The organism is Acinetobacter sp., from assembly GCF_036659555.1.
Lineage (GTDB): Bacteria > Pseudomonadota > Gammaproteobacteria > Pseudomonadales > Moraxellaceae > Acinetobacter.
Genome location: NZ_JAVXCI010000068.1, coordinates 1 through 17,969 on the forward strand (window position 1 = coordinate 1; position 17,969 = coordinate 17,969).

The window sequence follows — 17,969 nt, forward strand, 5'->3', positions numbered from 1 at the left end:
AAACCAAAGGTTTTCAGACCTGCTTCTTCATAAGCCACGGTCCCTGCAAGAACGATTAAATCGCCCCATGAAATTTTGTTGCCATATTTACGTTTGATTGGCCAAAGCAGGCGACGGCCTTTATCGGTGTTGACGTTATCAGGCCAACTGTTGAGAGGTGCAAAGCGTTGGTTCCCTGTGTTGGCACCGCCACGTCCATCTTGTTTACGGTAAGAACCCGCCAAGTGCCATGCGGTACGCACAAACATCCCAATGTAACTGCCATAGTCAGATGGCCACCATTCTTGGCTGCTGTTGATGAGTTCACGAAGATCTTGTTTCACCGCTTCTAAATCCAATGATTTGAATGCGGCTGCATAGTCGAAATCAGGATCCATCGGGTTGGTTTTTTTATCGTGCTGCGAAAGGATATCTAGATTTAAGGCATTCGGCCACCAATCGGCATTTGAGCTGGCGATGCTGGTATTGCCACCCTGCTGATGAAAGGGGCATTTGCCGGCAGCTTGCGAATTATCCGTCATGTTTAAGCTCCACAATTGTCTTAAAGTGATTTTTTACTTGAATTATTTCTGCATGCTTTACTCCATCAACATAGCTTTTTTCTTTTGCAAGCTAAAGCGAATTTAACGAATGGATACAATCGAATTCGCCTATCTAACACATTAAGAAAAAAAGATTTTTTACTTTTCAAAAAGATGCGTGGCAATTCCCGCAGCGCCGCCGCGGATGCGGGCAGCGGCAGGCGCGATTGAATATTTTGATTAAGCCCTGCGCATAAACCAATCATGAATTTTGCCCCGGCAGCCTCCTGTCCGGCTGCCGCAGAAAGCTGCCCGCCTGCTTAATGCCAGTCAGTTAAGAAATTGACTGGCATTTTATTTTTAAATTCTAAATTTTATTTGATACGCGGAAGCGTCATCCGCAACCTATCTGGCCTTTTAAATAGACTGTTTTTGCAACAGAATTATTTAAGTGCAGAAAGTGAACAGGTTTCGCGGATGACAAATGTTTTTGGTTCTTTTGGCAAAACAAAAGAACAAAACGAGCTCCAAATATCGAATTTAAAAACAGTAAGACTCCGCCGTGAATGGCCAAAAAGTTAAGGAGTTTATTGTAAAATTCCTTAACTGATTAGCATTAGCCCACCTGCGCAAATTTTCCTGTCCTTCCCCCTGCAGCTCCGCTATATTGGCCTTAAGCATCAACAATAAATAAAGCTATGCAAAACCATACCGCCGCCATCATTCAGCAGCATGACATCATCCTGTTTGACGCCGTTTGCGTGATCTGCAATGGCTGGGCCAAATTTCTGATCCGGCATGATCCGCAGGCCAAATTCAAGCTGGCCTCTGCGCAGTCGCCGCTGGGCGAAGCGATTCTTCAGCACTACGGCATGTCTACGGCGCATTACACCACCATGCTTGTCATTCTGAATGGCCAGCTGCATACCGAATCCACCGCGCTGCTGAAAGCCATGCATCATCTGGGCTGGCCCTTTGCCCTGATGGATGCGGGCTACGCCATTCCGCGGCCCGTGCGGGATTTCCTTTACCGCCGGGTGGCGCTGAACCGCTACCGGCTGTTTGGCAAGACCAATCAATGCCTGATTCCCTGCGCTGAAAATAAGCGCCATTTTCTGGAAGATGCTGTCCGTGAATCTTAAGCGGACTCTGCAGGCGCCGATCCGGACGGTTCAGCTCAGCCTGGCTGCGCTCTGGATTTATCAGGGGCTGGTGCCCAAAATTCTGTTTCAGGCGCAGGATGAGCTGCGCATTTGGCTGCTGCAGGGTTTTGATGCAGACCTTGCGCTGACGCTGATGCAGCTGTCAGGCGCGGCGGAAATTATTTTCGGATGCCTGCTGCTGATTTTAAAGCCGTCCCGGCTGCTGCATGGCCTGAATATTTTGGCGATGCTGGCCCTGAGCCTGCTGATCATTGCGCTGGAGCCGCTGTATTTCAGCAAGGCTTTCAACCCCTTTGTCATGAATGGCGCGATGGTGGCGCTTTCAGCCTGCGCAATCCAGCTGCTGCGGATTGCGGAAGCCCCAAGGCCAGTGGCTGAAAGCTAACTCCGCTGCAGCTTAGCGCGGGAATCTGGCAAAATACTGCCGGCGCCAGTCTGTCCAGAAATACATCAGAATGCCCAGCATCACCGCTGCAATGCCGGTAAAAGCCCGCGGGCTGACCTGTTCATGATTCAGCGCCGCGCCTAAAGCCAATGCAATCACCGGGGTCATCACATTGCTCAGCGCTACCGCTGAAGCCGCCAAACGGCGGATCAGCCAGAAATAGCACAACATGGCGACAATTGACGACATGATCATGGTAAATAAGAAGCCGATGACGGCATGCATGCCGGGCAGCTGCGCTGGGAAATGCCTCCAGATAAATGGGATCAATGCAAGCGAGCCAAGCGCGGAAATGATCAGTGAACCAGTGGCCTGCGACATCGGACTGAGGGGCGCATCAATCCGCTTGACCCAAAAGATTGAGCTGATATAGGACACAATGCTGATCAGCATCAGCGCAATGCCGATGGGGTTGACTCTGCTGTCTGCAGAATCAGCAAAGACAAAGCTGAGCCCGCCCACCGCAATGGCCATGCCCAGCCACTGCAGCCGGATCAGCTTCTGAGTTTTTAAAACCATATGGCCGATTAAGCCGGCAATCAGCGGCGAAAAGCCGAAAAGCAGCGCCATCAGGCCGGAGGTCAGATAGCCGGCCGCCAGATAAATAAACAGCTGCGCGCCGATTAAATTCAGGCTGCCCGCCAGATAGCTTTTCAGCGAGGCGGCATCAAAGGGCAGCGGATCACGCATAAGCTTCAGCAGCAGCAATGCGATGAGCGAAGCGCCGAAATAGCGGATGATCAGCACCCACATGGGATGGACTTCCGCCACGCTCCACACAATCGCCAGCGGCGTTGCAGCCCAAATCAGCACCAGCAAAGCATAAATGCCGGCCGTGGCGAGCATTGAGGATGAATTTGAGTTCATAGGCTGTTCTGCCGCAAGTTAAATTCTAGCTAAGGCCCAAAATAAAGCCCGCTCCGTGATCAACTGCGCTGTGCTGATTTTTCAGGCCCAATAAAAAAGCAGGCCGGCGCATCGCAGAGGCCTGCTTAGATTAAAGCGCGCAGGACTTAGGCGGCTTTGCGCAAGTCCAGGCTTAAATCAAGATGCTTTTCCGCTTCAAATACGGCTTGTTTGGCGATCATCTTTTTCAAATGGCGCATTTCTTTGGCTGCATTGACGGTAATTCCGCCCACGATGACGCCGTCGGTTACACCAAACAATACAAATGAAGACGCTAAACCTAAAGCTGCATCCATTTCCCCGCGCACATGCCATTCACTTGCTGCCATATCGCCTACAAACTGATAGTTAATATCAAGCTGATCCGTCCAGAACCATGCAGGATTCGGCACCGGATGTTCAATGCCCAGAATATGGCGCGCAAACAGTCCTGCTTGCAGATTGGCATTTTCCCACGTTTCCACACGGCGGTACTGCCCATCCGCACGAAGCTGCGTGGCCACATCACCCGCGGCATAAATATCGGGATGTGAAGTTTGGCAGTTTTCATTGACCTGAATCGCACCCTCCACCGCTAAACCAGCATCTAGCGCGAGCTGTGCATTCGGCACAATGCCAATGCCGTAAACCACCGCATCTGCGCGCAGTTCTTCACCACTTTCCAGCGTGATCACAAGTTCTTCACTGCCCTGATTTTCTTCAAGGCGGCAGTTTGCAATTGAGCTTGAAAGGCGGACATCGACACCAGCGAGGCGCTGCTGCGCCAATAAAAACTCACTCAAAATCTGCGGGGATGAACGTCCCATTACCATTGGTCCCATTTCAATCACGGTCACTTGGCAATCTTTAAAACGCGCAGAGGAAGCCAGTTCCAATCCAATGACCCCTCCACCAATCAAGACAATTCGCTGTCCAGCTTGTAGCACAGGCACTAGTGCTTGAGAGTCTTCCAGATTACGTAAGGTATAAACGTGTTTACCTAAAGCATCGAAATTCGGCAGGCGACGTGCTGCACCGCCAGTCGCAAGGAGCAGTTTGTCATAAGCAATAACATCTCCCTTTTGCAATTCAACGGTTTTTGCCTCAGGGTTGATTTTTACCACGCCATTACCACGGATATGCGTGACACCTGAAGTCGCCAATTTCTCTTCAGATAAAATCTCAACCTTGGTTTCCTCAGGCTTTAAAATCACATCTTTAGACAACGGTGGACGTTCATAAGGCAAATGAACTTCATCCCCAATCAGGATAATGTTGCCCTCATACTTGTTACCGCGAAGTTCTAAAATCGCACTCGCACCCGCCTGTCCCGCACCGACGATGACAATGGTTTCAATATTGCTCATTTGATTCACCCTTTTAACTCAGCCGATACAATACCAAAGCCCGCAATCCACTCGCTGATGTCTTCATAACAATGTGTGGTCATCTCGTATTCGCCGAGTTCATGTAAGGCTGCAAATGCCACCATCCAAGAACGGACTTCCTGACCACCACGCCCACCATCACGGCGAATGTCTGCTTCAGTCATGGCTTCAATCGTGGCGAAGTCTGCTTTGGCCAATGTTTCAAGCAATGCACGATCCCATTCTGGATTGAGTGGCACGGCAACAGATTGATCGCCCGCAGCCAGTTTCTGCCCAACCGCAATAATTTTGGCTTGACGATTGTTACGTGATTCTGCGGATGGGTTACGTCCACAAATCAAAAACTCTTCTACTTCTAGCGGTACAGCGCCCATTTGTGGTGTCGGAGGATCATGCGATAAACCGCCTGTCCCTAAAATTAACACCCGTTCATTTTCAAGATTTAAGGACTGAATAAACTGTCCGACCGCACGCCCCAAAGCGATGGTTCGCTTGGTGGTTGGCATCGGCGCAGCTGCCCCATTAATAAAAATCGGAATGGTTGGATAGCGGTCCAACTGCCCGCCACACAGGAAATGCAGCGGCTGCGTCACGCCATGATCGGCTTGCATCCTGTAGGAATAGGCAACATCGACACCTTCATCGAGCACACGGCGCACCAAATGAAGCGCGGTTTCTTCAGGCACATTGATGCGGGCATTGTCTTTGCCGTAGTCCCAATCCCCTGCCGCTTGCGCACGGATACCAATACAGAAACTTGGCATCAGGTCATAGAAAAATCCATTAAAATGGTCTGGGCCAAAAGTAATGATTAATGTCGGATCGTAAACTTCAACTTCCTTCGACAGCTTTGCGAAAGTCTCACGCACAGCTTGTTCTTTGCGCTGTTCTTGCGGTGAAGCAAATTCCATTAAGGGACTGTGCGATGCACAAATGAGTTTAACGGCCATGTGTGACTCCGAAATTGAAGCAGTGTCTGTACTTCTGAATCTCCCCTAGCCCCTCTTTGAAAAGAGGGGAACTTTCAAATATGAAATGTCGATTTCGATTCGTGAAACTCCCTCCTTTTATAAAGGATGAGAAACACGGTTTCGCAAGGGGAGGATTTAATCTATGAATAGTTCAGTGAATCAATCACTCATCAAAGAACCCTGCACGGGGCTGGCGCAAACCGCGGATTCCCAGCCCGCATTCCGCATTGATCAAAACACCGGTCAGTGGACGGTTGTTTTGACGCGATGCCAGCAGAACGTATGAACCCGTCATATCCTCAGGCTCAGGCAGGAAATTCAGCGGCATGCCGCGGGCGATTTTTTCAGGGTCACGTGCATCCAGCAGACCCAGATTTTCCTGACCGAGTGATGTCGCTCCTTTGATATTGACGTTCATGCCCGATGGCGCCACCGCATTCACGCGCACTTTAGGCGCAAGTTCATAAGCCAATTCCTTCATCACGCCCACACCTGCATGCTTAGAGGCTGTATACACAGGGCCTCCGCCTGCCGAGTACAGGGCGGAATTAGACAAAGTAAATATGATCGACCCTTCAGAAGCGATCAATGCATCCAGCGCAGCCTTCGCACCTAAGATGAGCGACTTGGTATTAATGCCCAGTATTTCATCAAAGGCTTTTTCCAGCTGCTCGCCTGAGGTATTGACGATATCGGCATAGTGATCCCAAATGCCTGCATTGCCGACAAAACAGTCCAGTTTGCCAAAACGCTCAAGCGTGGCATTCACGGCGCGGACGTTGTCTTCATAGCAAGCCACATCACCCGCAATGGCAAGAATGCGGTCACCAAAATGCGCCTGCAATGCCTCCACTTTGGCCTGTGAACGCTGAAGAACCGCAACCTGCGCGCCTTCTGCTAAAAAGCGCTCAACCAATGCCCAACCCAAACCTGAGCCGCCGCCTGTAATCAGGGCAACTTCACCTTGCAGCCATCCCATGCCTATGCCCCTGCCATCTCAACAAACAATTGCCCATCTTCCACAATCACAGGAAAGGTCTGAATGGGATCGGTTGCAGGCAGGCATAAAGCCTGACCTGTTGTTAAACAGAAACGCGCTGAATGCAGCGGGCATTCCACCGTGCCGTCATCCTCCAAATAACCTTCAGACATTGAGGCATTGCCATGTGAACAGCGGTCATTCATGGCGAAGAACTCACCGCCATTGTTGAAGACTGCCAGCGCTTCAATGCCATTCACGCCGCAGTCCACTTTCAATGCTTCGCCTTCGTCTAATTCGTCGATTTGGCACACAAAAATCTTATTCATTAGAAGAACACACTCAGGTTATGGGAGTTGTAAGTCACTTGGTCTAAGGTGATTTTACGATTGAAAATCTGGAAGCCTTGCCCGGTACCGACTTTGCGAATCTTGTCATGACGCTTACCGCAGTAGATGGTGACATCTTTTTCTTTCTGGGTGCGGTACAGTAAATAGGTGACGTAGACATCGTACTCGCCCTCGACGTCAGCCGCTTCAACAATAATGTTTGACACCATGTGGGTGGTGCGTGATGGCGGCTCTTCAGCCCACGCCATCCCGGTTTCAAGACGCGCCACACGGCGTTCCAGCAAGTCTTTGGTATCGTTAAATACCCAAGTGGTTGGCGGTTCAACTGAACGGCGGCGGTCGCGGGTTTGCGCGTTTGGCGTGGTGCGCAAGGTATAGGCAATATCGTCCGCCAAGACGTCCAGCCACTCGCGGAATTTCCAGTCGTCCAGCAGCTTTGCTTCACGGTAAAGGAACTGGCTGATCTGATGCTGAAGTTCTAAACTGATCTGGCTCATTTCATCAGCTCCTGCTCATAGTCATCCGCGGCTTTCTCGACCTCTTCCCATGTTTCATGGATCAACAAATCTGCCCAGCGGCGGTACATCCCGCGCGCTGCCGTTTCAGAGAAAATATAGTTGGTAATGCCCGGAATGCCGTCTTCACGGACTTTTTCATTGCCCAAGCCCATTTCCATGATCAAGGGGTTGTTGCGCGCTTTATAACCGCGTAAGACTTTTTGGATTTCAATCCAGTTTTCCGAGTCATCTTGCTCAAGGAAACCGGCCGGCCCAAAGGCGCGCGTTGCAGAACGCTCAAAGGCTTCTTTGACTTCTTGAGAGGCTTCAGCATCGGCAATGCAGAATGCCCAGACTTCAGTTTTGTTTGGACCGCGCGGATGCCAGACCCGCAGGGTTGCTGTGCCGTTCAGCCAAGACATGGTCGGGAACATGGTGTTATGCCCCGCAAGGCGCAGCGCACGGACTTCGCCCAAGCGTTCTTTGACTTCCTCAAAAGTTTCACGGAAGTAATTCGCCACCTCACCATCCACCCAGACGTTTGCATCGGGTTTTTCAGTAAAGAAGAAGCCTGAGCCATGCCCGCGTGAACCGTATTGGATGGCGTCTTTGGCGGTTTCCCAGACTGGCCGCGCGGTTTGCGCAGCGCCTAATTTTTTAGAAGAGTCATCATCCGGTTTTGCACCCAAAACTTGAATCGCAGAGGCATGTGAGAACAAGGCGTGATACTGGTCTGAAGCAAACTGTTCCGCAGCAAACTTCCAGTTGCATTCGATTTCCCACTTGTGCACACCGCCAATGATTTCAGTCCCGCCCGGGCGGCGGTCGAGTACGCCATCCAGATACCAGGCGATATCGCCCATGTATTCGATTAAATCAGGTGTAGTTTCATCCCAGCAGCCGAAAATCAGCCCCTTATAAGACTCAACGCGGTTGACTTGCACCAGCCCCCATTGCTCTTTGCAGGCGCCTTGCGGGAAGGCGCGGTCTTCCAGCGGAATATCTTTCAGGGAACCATCCACGCCATATGACCAGCCATGATATGGACAGGTAAAGGCGCGGGTATTGCCGCAGTCGGCAAAGCTGACCCGCATAGAGCGGTGCCGGCACTGGTTGAGAAATGCTTTGATTGAGCCGTCTTTTTGGCGCGCCACAATAATCGGGTCTTCACCCATGTAGGTATTGAAAAAGTCGCCCGCCTTAGGAATTTGGCTTTCATGGCACAGGAACAGCCAAGTGCGGCCGAACACGCGCTCAAGCTCGAGTTCGTACAGATCCGGGTCAGTGTAGATCGACGGCGAGATGCGGCCATTTTGTGCATCGACTAAAGCGTCAATTTCACGCACATCAATTTTTCCATTCATGAAAAGCTCTCCTGTGACCGGCAGCGGCACAACGTAAATAGACTCAACTTTTCAGCGATGATGGATTTTCAGCAGGTTTTGGTGAAATATTTTTTTTGTTTCAATTAATAGGTTTAAGCGCTTACTAGAACAGCAGCTGCTGATATTGCAACAGCCCTAAGCGCGCTAAGCCCATTTATTTTCTAAATATCAAAATCATCTTCACGGCATAGTTGTTTATAGATTATACTGGCGCGAAATTATAGTAAGACATTTTTTGGATTACTCACTGGGCGGATTATATGGAATTACGACACCTGCGCTACTTCATTACGGTTGCTGAAGAACTCAATTTCAGCAGGGCCGCGCTTAAGCTTTACACTGCTCAGCCTTCGCTCAGCCAGCAGATTAAGGATCTGGAAGAGGATGTCGGGGTGCGCCTGCTGCACCGCACCAAGCGCAAAGTCGAGCTGACGGAAGAAGGCGCCGTATTTCTGGAGCAGGCCCGCTTAACGCTGGCGCAGGCCGACAAAGCCATTGCCATGGCGCGCCAGGTGTCCCAGGCCAAGCAGCAGATGCTGCGCATCGGCTTTGTGCCTGTGGCGGAAATGAAAATCTTCCCTTATGTGCTGCCGAACCTGCGCGTGCAGAATCCGGATCTGAAGATTGAGCTGCTGAGCCTCAACAACCTTGAGCAGATGAAGCTGCTGAAAAAAGGCGAACTGGACATTACCTTTACCCGGCATAATTTCCATAATGATGAAATTGAAAGCCAGTTCGTGCTGCGCGAACCGCTGATTTTTCTTTTGCCGCAAGACCATCCCTTGGCCAAATATGAGCGCATTCCCGTCAAGGCATTGAACGGCATTGACTTTATTATTCCGGCAGCCGAACAGTCCCTGACCCTGCATACGGCAATTCTGGATTTCGCCAAAGCCAATAATATTGAGTTCAATATTGTCCAGAAAGCCGACAACATCCTGTTCAATATCAACTCGATCGGCATGGGCCTCGGCTGCACCATCCTGCCGGGCTACATTGCGCCGCTGACCATGAGCAATACCGTAATCCGCCCGCTGGATATTGAACTGCCGTACCTGGACCTGTATGTCAGCAGCCGCAAAAACAGCAGCTCGGCCGCCGTGCAGAAATTCATTGAGCTGCTGACCCGGGTTTTCTATCTGGACATTACCCGCGATCAGGCCTAGCTTGCGCCCCAAGCCCTGCAGCCAGCAGCGCCGTCATTTTCTGGATTGATAATGGCGCTTTTTTTGCGCAAGAAACACCCGTTTTGCATAAAAAAACCGCATTATCCTGATGCAGTTTGCCTATCAGCGCCCAGCCTTTGATGGAAAATAACTTATAATTTTCAGTTTATAGATTCATAAACTGTATAGCGCGCCGGCTAAATTACCACTTAAGTCTAATGCCGGCAGCGCAGCCAGGTTGGACTATTCACAGCAATCTGCGCTAGATTCATTCTTGGCAGCACTAAGAACTCAAGAATTAAGGATGCATGATGAAGCTTCAGCCGTTTTTCAGCCTTAAAGCTGGCGTGCAATACCGTCCTTATTTCTTTGTGTCCTTTTTAATGGCCATTCTGCTGTACGGCGCCCTGCAGCTGTTCAGCCCGTGGACCTGGTCGACCTGCCTGCTGATCAGCTGGAATATTGCGGTTTCCTGCTATCTGATTTTCACCATGCGCAAGCTCTGGCATGCAGACCACCTGCACATTCTGCAGCGCGCGCAGCAGCAGGACGCCAGCAAATGGCTGATTCTGCTATTGGTAATCATGACATTGGGGATGTGTTTAATTGCGATTGTGCTGGAATTAACCCATCTCCCCAATGATCCAACCATCAAATATGGACACTTGGCTCTGTCTTTGCTGACCATTATTAGTGCATGGTTTTTTATGCATACCGTGTTTGCTATTCATTATGCGCATGACTATTATCTCGCCCTCGCCGACCAGCAAGATGCAGGCTTAGACTTTCCGAAAACCGCACAGCCGACCGATCCCGACTTCTTATACTTTAGTTATGTGATTGGCACCTCGGCGCAAACAGCAGATGTTTCTATTACCTCGCGCCCTATGCGCATTCTGAATATTCTGCATATTATTTTGGCTTATGGGTTTAACACCTCAATTTTAGCCATCAGCATCAATGTCGCGGCGGGTTTCATCACGCTTTAATCCATTGTTTATCTGCATCTGCCGTCTTTAAAAAGGCATAAAAAAGGATGGCCTGCGCCATCCCTGCTTCGCCTCAGCGCAGAAATTATTTCACGCCGCGCGCGCTTAAATAATCCTTAATGACGGTATTAAACTCATCCGCTTTTTCCACTTGCGACCAGTGTCCGCACTGGCTGAAAATATGCGAATCGGCGAATGGCACCGTATTTAAAATATCCCATGAGCGCGACACTGGAATCACCACATCCTGCACGCCATGAATCAGCAGCACAGGCACTTGAATGTCTTTCATCTTGTCAAAATCCAGCGGGAACTCGAAGCGGTCACGGTCACGCGCGCCCACTACATCCATTAAACGGTCTGAAGCATAGTCATTTTTGGCCGCTTCATAACGCACTTTGACCAGCTCATCTGTAATCAAGCTTTTATCCACCACAAACATCGACAAAGTGTTTTTAATGCCTTCTTCGGTCAACACTGGGTTGGCATGGGCTTTCAGCGCCGCGGTTTGCTTGGCCCCGCCTGTACCCATCGAAACAATACCTAACACACGTTCTGGATAGTCCAACACCATTTGAAAGGCTAACCAGCCGCCCAATGAATTGCCCACCAGCCAGGTTTTTTCAATGCCCAATGCATCCAGTGTACGGACTGCGTGATCTACCCACGCTCGAATTCCATAAGCTGTGCCTTCAGCCACAACGGTTTGACCGTAGCCAATCGAGTCGATGGCGATACAGCGGGCCTGCTCGGCAATCTGCGGCAAGTTCAGCCACCAGTTGGCAGCTGCCGAAACACCTGTGCCTGATCCATGTAAAAATAAAATTGGCGTACCTTCACCCAATTCATGGTAATGGGTTAACTCACCTTCAGCCGTTTCAATCCATTTATCTTCCAAACCAAAAAATGGGTCGGTGGCGTAATTCGGGATTTGGACCGTGCTCATACATACTCCTCGTACAGCCTTAGATCTGTCTGGTTTTATGCATCCAGCTGCAGATCAATGCGTTCATTTCGTCAGGTTTTACTGCTCCATCTTACCTGTTCAAAACCAAGCAACTGATAGTTGTTTCCGATCACACCCTACAAAAAAACGATTATTTAAACACATGTTTATAAACAATATATTTTCAAAAACTCTCTGCTCAGCCTATTCGCTGCACATCAAAGCTTCTCTGCAGAAAAAGGGCGATTCTTTTTGAATCGCCCTGTTCATTTTGCTTAAGATTAGAATTTATAACTGTAGGTCGTGGCTACGCGGTATTCTTTTAAATCGCTTTTCCAGTCGTAGTCCGTGTCGATATACATCGCCTGAACGCCCAAACCTTTGAATTTGCCTTCAGGTACAGTGTAATTCACAATCAAGTTCAGCTCTTGTTCGTCCTGATCAGTCTTGCCGCCCGCTTTGGCATCAAAGCCTGCAAAGTAAATCGCATTGGCATTCAAGCCTTTTAGTCCTAATTCAGCAAAATCATATCCATAAGAAACATTCCAAGATTTCTCTTTGGCATTGGTAAAGGTTGCAACAGACCAATTCACTAAATACGGCTGCGGTACCCAACCTGCCAATGTTGGGAAATTATTTTCCCCAAACATTTGCTGATAGCCCAGACCTATACTGTGCGCGCCATGGCTGAACTTGGCTCCCATCGACAGGGCTTGGTTGTCAATCTCACCATACAGCTTGTCGCCAGACGCTGAGTTGTCAAAATAACGCACATGGCTTGCCAGCTTAGTGTTTGCACCCAGCGTGGTGTTGTAATTGAGACCGGCATAATGCTGTTGGTAAATGTCTTGGACATCGGCATACCAATAGCTGGCGCCAAGCTCAGGATTAAACTGATGATCAATGCCTGCGATATACATGCCATCCGCTGCTTTGGCGGTATGCGGATTATTGTTTGGGAATAGGCTTAAATCCTGAAATTGATTGTCATACCGCGCATTAATGCCATCAATATACGCCAAGCTCAATTTGGTATCTTTAAGCTCTTTCGATTCTAACCATGCGCCACGATAGGTGGTCAGCAACTGACGTGATGGATCAAACACCAATACAGGAGAAACAGGCAGCAACTCACCCACTTTCAGTTCCGTTTTTGACAGTTTGGCTTTTAAGGTCGCGCCGACTTTTCCGAAATTTCTGGCTTGTTCCTGTCCATTATGCGGCAAGACCCAATCGGCATTTTTATCGCGCCCATTTAAACAAAAAGCATGCTGCGCCAAAACATCCGCACCCACCTGCAATGCGCCAATTTGGGCATAACCTGATTTTGCATCCAAGGTAATGCCTTGCGACCAGCTGCCCCAATTGTTTTGCGGCAGCGTTTCGTACTGACGGTCTAAATAGAAATTTCTGAATTTTAACTGGACTTGGCTATCGTCGATAAAGTCTGCATTCGCTGCAGTTGTACCTGATGCCGCAATTGCGGCACAGATGGCTGTCCATAAAATTTGACGACGCATGAGATATATTCCAATGATCACATTAAGCTATAAGGTCATCATGCGGAACTCGCCGTGCAGAAAAAATCCGACCACAGTCTTAAGAAAATGCGGCTCAGCGCAATATAAAACCAAAGGCAGGCACCGCGCTTTTTTCATTTAGATAAAATTACAATAACTCCCTTTAAGTTAAATTTCAGAAGAGCTGATGAGAGATTGAGTCTACCTGTCATTTTGAGGCTAAAACCGATTTCTTTTCTGAATGGTTTTAATCATTAAGCGTTTTTTTGTTTAAGTTTTTAGATTCCATTTTCTCATAGCGGTGTAGACTGATAAGAAATAACGCTCATATCACAGCTATTTTCTATATGTGCATGATGAAGTTGAATAGCTTTAAAACTGGATGGGTGTGCAACTAGAAATGAGAAAAGTCTGATTTATTAAATGCGATATAAAATAGAGTTCTTGCATAATTCGTTTTTTGAGCTGTATTGAGATCACAATGAAAGTTCCCTCTCCTTTTTAAAGGAGAGGGCTAGGGAGAGGATTTATATGAAGAATCCCCCTCATCCTAACCGTCTCCCCCAAAGGAGAAAGGACTTTTTTCAACACTCATTTTATTGCCAATGAATGATCATTTTTTGACTTTTACAAGAGCCCTAATAGAAGAACTTTATAATTCAATCGCAGTATTTTAAGCAAATATCCCTACGTCTAGAGCTACTTGCTATGAAATCTTTCAATAGCTAAAGCTACTGTTGTTTCATAGCTGAGTAAAATCAGCTTTGGATGCTGTGTATGGGCAACAAAAGACTTTTGCCGACTTTAGGTCTTTCCAAAGTCGGATCTTGCCTACGCAAAGGCGTTTAGACTTTATAAAGCAAAAATACGGCAATGCAAGCGCTGAAACTTAAGAATTTAAAAAGAAAAAGCCAGTCAGTTTCTTAACTGACTGGCATTAGCCCAAAGGACGCCTTTCAAATACATATTAATCAGTTTAAACCAAAGCTGCCTTCGCTTTAGACATGGTCAATGCCAAATCTTCAATCATATCTTCCTGACCACCCACCGTACCGCGGCGACCCAACTCCATTAAAATTTCACGTGCAGACACACCGTATTTTGCTTCCGCACGTTTCGCAAACAATAGGAACGATGAATATACCCCTGCATAACCTAAAGTCGCGGCATCTCGGTCAGCACGAATTGGGTTCAGCATCATTGGAATGACCAAATCCTCTGCCACGTCCTGTACTTTAAACAAGTCCACGCCTGTTTCTAAGCCCATACGGTTAGCCACCGCAATGAACAATTCCAGTGGTGTATTGCCTGCACCCGCACCTAAACCAGCAGCAGCCAAGTCCACACGAATTGCACCTGCATCAACTGCGGCTACTGTATTTGCCACGCCCATACCCAAGTTATGGTGACCATGGAAACCCAGTTCAATGCTGCTGTCCAGCTCTTGACGGAGCAAGCCCACGCGGTCTGTGACATCTTGCGGCAGCATATAACCTGCCGAATCAGTCACATAAATACAGTTCGCGCCATAAGACACCATCTTTTTCGCTTCTTCAAGCAATTGAGCAGGCGATGCCATATGCGCCAACATCAAGAAGCCAACGGTGTCCATCCCAAGCTGGCGTGCTGCAGTAATATGCTGTTCTGAGCAATCCGCTTCAGTACAGTGGGTCGCCACACGGATGGTCGAAACGCCAATCTCATGCGCCATTTTTAAATGATCAACCGTGCCAATTCCCGGCAACAGCAATGCCGAAACTTTGGCGTTTTTCATGCGCGGAACAACCGCTGACAAATATTCTTCATCAGTTGCTGCAGCAAAACCGTAGTTCACCGATGAACCGCCTAAACCGTCGCCATGCGTCACTTCAATCAGCGGTACACCTGCATCATCCAATGCAGTGGAAATTGCAATCATTTGCTCAACAGTTGTTTGATGGCGCTGTGGATGCATCCCATCACGCAAAGTCATATCATGCACAATAATCTTAGACATGGGTTGCTCCTTATACTTCAGCCGCAGCCAATAAACGTTCCGCAAACATTTCCGCAGTGCGCGCAGCTGCCGCAGTCATAATGTCCAAATTCCCTGCATATTTTGGCAAGAAATCACCCAAGCCTTCCACTTCAAGGTATACCGACACGCGGCTGCCATCAAATACTGGGCCATTCACCAATTTATAGCCGGGTACATATTTTTGAACTTCGGCAATCATGGCTTGAACCGATGCAGTAATTGCTGCTTGATCAGGTTCACCTTCGACCAAGCAATGCACCGTATCACGCATCATGAGTGGAGGTTCGGCTGGGTTAATAATGATGATGGCTTTACCTTGTTTTGCACCGCCAACTTTTTCAATCGCACCTGCCGTGGTCCGGGTAAATTCATCAATGTTTTTACGTGTCCCTGGACCGACCGATTTGGTCGAAACGGTGGCAATAATTTCACCATAGCTCACAGGTTGTACACGCGAAATCGCAGCCACCATGGGAATGGTCGCTTGACCACCACAAGTCACCATGTTCACATTCGGCAACTCACCTGCGTCCAACAATTCTTGCAAGTTCACTGGCGGCACACAAAATGGACCAATCGCAGCAGGCGTCAAATCAATCATCTGTACACCCAACTCATTCAACTTGCGGCTGTTTTCTGCATGCGCATACGCTGAAGTCGCATCAAAGGCAATCTGAATTTCATCTGCAAGCACATGTGGCAGTAAACCGTCCACGCCTTCTGCTGTGGTTTTGATGCCCATGCTGGCAGCACGTGCCAAACCTTCCGAAGTTGGGTCAATCCCAACCATCCACACAGGTTCCAGAAATTCGCTACGCTGCAACTTATACAATAAATCTGTTCCGATATTTCCCGGACCGATTAATGCACATTTAATCTTTTTCATGCATTCACTCTCTTAAAATTCACATTTATTCCGCAGCAAACGCAGCGACGACTGAACCGAATCCTTCAATTTCGACCTTGAATTCATCGCCCGGCTGCGCAATCACCATTGGACCCAACGCACCGGTTAAAATGATGTCCCCCGCAAGCAATGGACGGCCGCGGCGCACCATTTCATCGGCAAGCCAAACTGCTGCATTTAAAGGATTGGCTAAGCAGGCTTTACCAATACCTTGCGAAACCACTTCATCGCCGCGGGTCATGGTCATTTTGCAATTGACCAAATCTAGTTGTGCCAATGACACTGGACGTGAACCCAACACAAACGCCGCAGAAGACGCATTGTCCGCCACAGTATCAATCAGTGAAATTTTCCAGTTTTCAATACGGCTATCGACCACTTCAATCGCAGGCAAGGCATATTCCGTTGCGCTAATAATGTCCGCGTAGCTGTGTTTTTCTTGGGTTAAATCTTTATTAATCACTAACGCGATTTCAGCTTCGACTTTGGGCTGAATTAACAAATCCGCTGGAATGGCTTCACCATCGCCATAAGCCATATCGGCAAACAGCATGCCGAAATCAGGCTGATCAACCCCCAGCTGCGCCTGCACGACTTTAGAGGTCAGGCCAATTTTACGTCCCACTAGACGGCGCCCTTCTTGCAAGGCGCGCCGGGTATTGGCTTCCTGAACCGCATACGCAATATCGACGCCTGCCTGCTCTCCGCCCAGCTGCGGGCGAATGGGTGCAATCGCAGTTTTTGATAATTCGGCATTGCGTAAAGCCTGTGCAACAGATTCAACAACAGCAGAATTCGACATCTAGCTTTCCTTAAACTGCAAAATAGAGACAGATACCGTTTTAGCGAGCAAGGGAAATCAAGATACAGTCAGAATTGACCACGCAAATGACCGAAGGAAAAACTGAGGGCTGTCCCGAACCACCACTAAAAACGAGTATGTTTTAGACCGCTTAAGCATCGGAAAATTGCGGGCTTTACGCCAATACTTATTTTATTTATGACAATAGCTAGAACCTATAAATCTTTTTTTTATCCATCAACATAAACAGCGTAGAAAAATCAAAGAGAAAAATGACAAAATCATTCAGAATTTAGCTATGTATATGTCAATCGAAATTTTCATCTACGACTAAAAAATAATAAGCAAGGCGTCTATTTGTATAATATTTACCACAAAAAATAAGCCTCTTTTATAAGAGGCTTATCGGAGTAAAATGGTTTTATGCTGCAAATAAAGCCGGATTATTCTTTAAACTTTCACGTTGTTGTATGGCCAATACATAACGCTCAATCGCAGGATGTGGTTTTAATAAATTCATTTTTAACTGCCACATGATCATTGCGCCTAAACTGATATCGGCTGCCGTAAACTGTGAGCCGCATAAATAAGGGCTTGCTTGTTCCAAACCTTGAATCAAGGCTTGATAGGTATCCTGATAATCGCCATACCCCATAAACATTTTTTGCTCTGGTGCAACTTGAACTTTTAAATGTTCATTGTCAGAGGCGGCTGCAAACGGGCCTGAGCCAAAAAACAACCAACGATAATATAAACCTCTTTTCGGATCATTCAGTGCAGGGGCTAAACCTTTTTCAGAGAATCGATCTGCCAAATATGCACAAATGGCATCTAGCTCATAAATTACCACATCGCCATCAACCAAAACTGGCACTTTGCCAAAAGGGTTGAGTTTTAAAAATTCAGCTGATTTCATTTCTGCGCCATAGGCGACTTCTATGCGCTCGACCTCAATCCCCAAATCAAGAATGAGCCAATCCACCACAACGCCACGAGATTGCGTATTGGTATATAAAGTTAAAGCCATTGTTCTATCCT

The 17,969-nt window shown here is 48.2% G+C and carries 18 protein-coding genes; 4 read left to right on the top strand and 14 right to left on the bottom strand.

The window, feature by feature from the left end:
* A partial coding sequence (locus tag RSA72_RS10055) for a peroxidase family protein (protein ID WP_332633128.1) occupies positions 1-521 on the bottom strand: 521 nt, incomplete at its 3' end.
* Between the two features lie 698 nt (positions 522-1,219).
* On the opposite strand from RSA72_RS10055, the gene RSA72_RS10060 reads away from it, so the two are divergent.
* Entirely contained in the window at positions 1,220-1,663 is a 444-nt protein-coding gene (locus RSA72_RS10060) for a thiol-disulfide oxidoreductase DCC family protein (RefSeq protein WP_332623586.1), read from the top strand.
* Complete coding sequence (locus RSA72_RS10065) at positions 1,653-2,069, top strand: DoxX-like family protein (protein WP_332623585.1); 417 nt, start codon at positions 1,653-1,655, stop codon at positions 2,067-2,069. Before RSA72_RS10060 ends, RSA72_RS10065 begins: the two co-directional genes overlap by 11 nt.
* A 12-nt stretch (positions 2,070-2,081) precedes the next feature.
* Here the strand turns inward: RSA72_RS10065 and RSA72_RS10070 are convergent, their stop codons facing one another.
* The 7 genes from RSA72_RS10070 to hcaE form a co-directional block, all read right to left on the bottom strand.
* Positions 2,082-2,996, bottom strand: a complete 915-nt coding sequence (locus RSA72_RS10070) for a DMT family transporter (protein WP_332623584.1) — start codon at positions 2,994-2,996, stop codon at positions 2,082-2,084.
* Between the two features lie 146 nt (positions 2,997-3,142).
* Complete coding sequence (gene hcaD / locus RSA72_RS10075) at positions 3,143-4,381, bottom strand: 3-phenylpropionate/cinnamic acid dioxygenase ferredoxin--NAD(+) reductase subunit (RefSeq protein WP_332623583.1); 1,239 nt, start codon at positions 4,379-4,381, stop codon at positions 3,143-3,145.
* A gap of 5 nt (positions 4,382-4,386) precedes the next feature.
* Complete coding sequence (locus RSA72_RS10080) at positions 4,387-5,352, bottom strand: 3-carboxyethylcatechol 2,3-dioxygenase (protein ID WP_332623582.1); 966 nt, start codon at positions 5,350-5,352, stop codon at positions 4,387-4,389.
* 184 nt (positions 5,353-5,536) lie between these two features.
* Positions 5,537-6,352: a 3-phenylpropionate-dihydrodiol/cinnamic acid-dihydrodiol dehydrogenase gene (hcaB, locus tag RSA72_RS10085; RefSeq protein WP_332623581.1), complete on the bottom strand. Its 816-nt coding sequence runs from the start codon at positions 6,350-6,352 to the stop codon at positions 5,537-5,539.
* A gap of 2 nt (positions 6,353-6,354) precedes the next feature.
* Positions 6,355-6,681 (bottom strand): 3-phenylpropionate/cinnamic acid dioxygenase ferredoxin subunit, encoded by a 327-nt coding sequence (hcaC, locus tag RSA72_RS10090; RefSeq protein ID WP_332623580.1) that lies wholly within the window; start codon positions 6,679-6,681, stop codon positions 6,355-6,357.
* On the bottom strand, positions 6,681-7,199 hold the full coding sequence (gene hcaF / locus RSA72_RS10095) for a 3-phenylpropionate/cinnamic acid dioxygenase subunit beta (protein WP_332623579.1): 519 nt from the start codon (positions 7,197-7,199) through the stop codon (positions 6,681-6,683). The genes hcaC and hcaF overlap by 1 nt, the downstream gene beginning before the upstream one ends.
* Positions 7,196-8,563 carry a 3-phenylpropionate/cinnamic acid dioxygenase subunit alpha gene (gene hcaE / locus RSA72_RS10100; RefSeq protein ID WP_332633130.1) on the bottom strand — a complete coding sequence of 456 codons (1,368 nt, stop codon included), beginning with the start codon at positions 8,561-8,563 and terminating at the stop codon, positions 7,196-7,198. Before hcaE ends, hcaF begins: the two co-directional genes overlap by 4 nt.
* A 281-nt stretch (positions 8,564-8,844) precedes the next feature.
* On the opposite strand from hcaE, the gene hcaR reads away from it, so the two are divergent.
* Both hcaR and RSA72_RS10110 read left to right on the top strand, forming a co-directional pair.
* Positions 8,845-9,750, top strand: a complete 906-nt coding sequence (hcaR, locus tag RSA72_RS10105; protein WP_332624176.1) for a DNA-binding transcriptional regulator HcaR — start codon at positions 8,845-8,847, stop codon at positions 9,748-9,750.
* Between the two features lie 311 nt (positions 9,751-10,061).
* A complete protein-coding gene (locus RSA72_RS10110) occupies positions 10,062-10,739 on the top strand; it encodes a DUF1345 domain-containing protein (RefSeq protein WP_332624179.1) in 678 nt (225 codons plus the stop codon).
* A gap of 85 nt (positions 10,740-10,824) precedes the next feature.
* Here RSA72_RS10110 and RSA72_RS10115 read toward each other — a convergent pair whose 3' ends face one another.
* From RSA72_RS10115 to RSA72_RS10140, 6 genes are all read right to left on the bottom strand, one after another.
* Positions 10,825-11,685, bottom strand: a complete 861-nt coding sequence (locus RSA72_RS10115; protein ID WP_332624177.1) for an alpha/beta fold hydrolase — start codon at positions 11,683-11,685, stop codon at positions 10,825-10,827.
* A 281-nt stretch (positions 11,686-11,966) separates the two neighbouring features.
* A complete protein-coding gene (locus tag RSA72_RS10120) occupies positions 11,967-13,205 on the bottom strand; it encodes an OprD family outer membrane porin (protein WP_332624178.1) in 1,239 nt (412 codons plus the stop codon).
* A gap of 976 nt (positions 13,206-14,181) precedes the next feature.
* The gene (gene dmpG / locus RSA72_RS10125) at positions 14,182-15,201 is read right to left on the bottom strand and encodes a 4-hydroxy-2-oxovalerate aldolase (protein WP_332633132.1); all 1,020 of its coding nucleotides are present in this window, start codon (positions 15,199-15,201) and stop codon (positions 14,182-14,184) included.
* Positions 15,202-15,211: 10 nt separating this feature from the next.
* Complete coding sequence (locus RSA72_RS10130; protein WP_332633134.1) at positions 15,212-16,108, bottom strand: acetaldehyde dehydrogenase (acetylating); 897 nt, start codon at positions 16,106-16,108, stop codon at positions 15,212-15,214.
* A gap of 25 nt (positions 16,109-16,133) precedes the next feature.
* Complete coding sequence (locus RSA72_RS10135) at positions 16,134-16,931, bottom strand: 2-keto-4-pentenoate hydratase (protein ID WP_332633137.1); 798 nt, start codon at positions 16,929-16,931, stop codon at positions 16,134-16,136.
* A gap of 421 nt (positions 16,932-17,352) precedes the next feature.
* Positions 17,353-17,958, bottom strand: a complete 606-nt coding sequence (locus RSA72_RS10140) for a glutathione S-transferase family protein (RefSeq protein WP_332633139.1) — start codon at positions 17,956-17,958, stop codon at positions 17,353-17,355.
* Positions 17,959-17,969 lie beyond the last annotated feature (11 nt).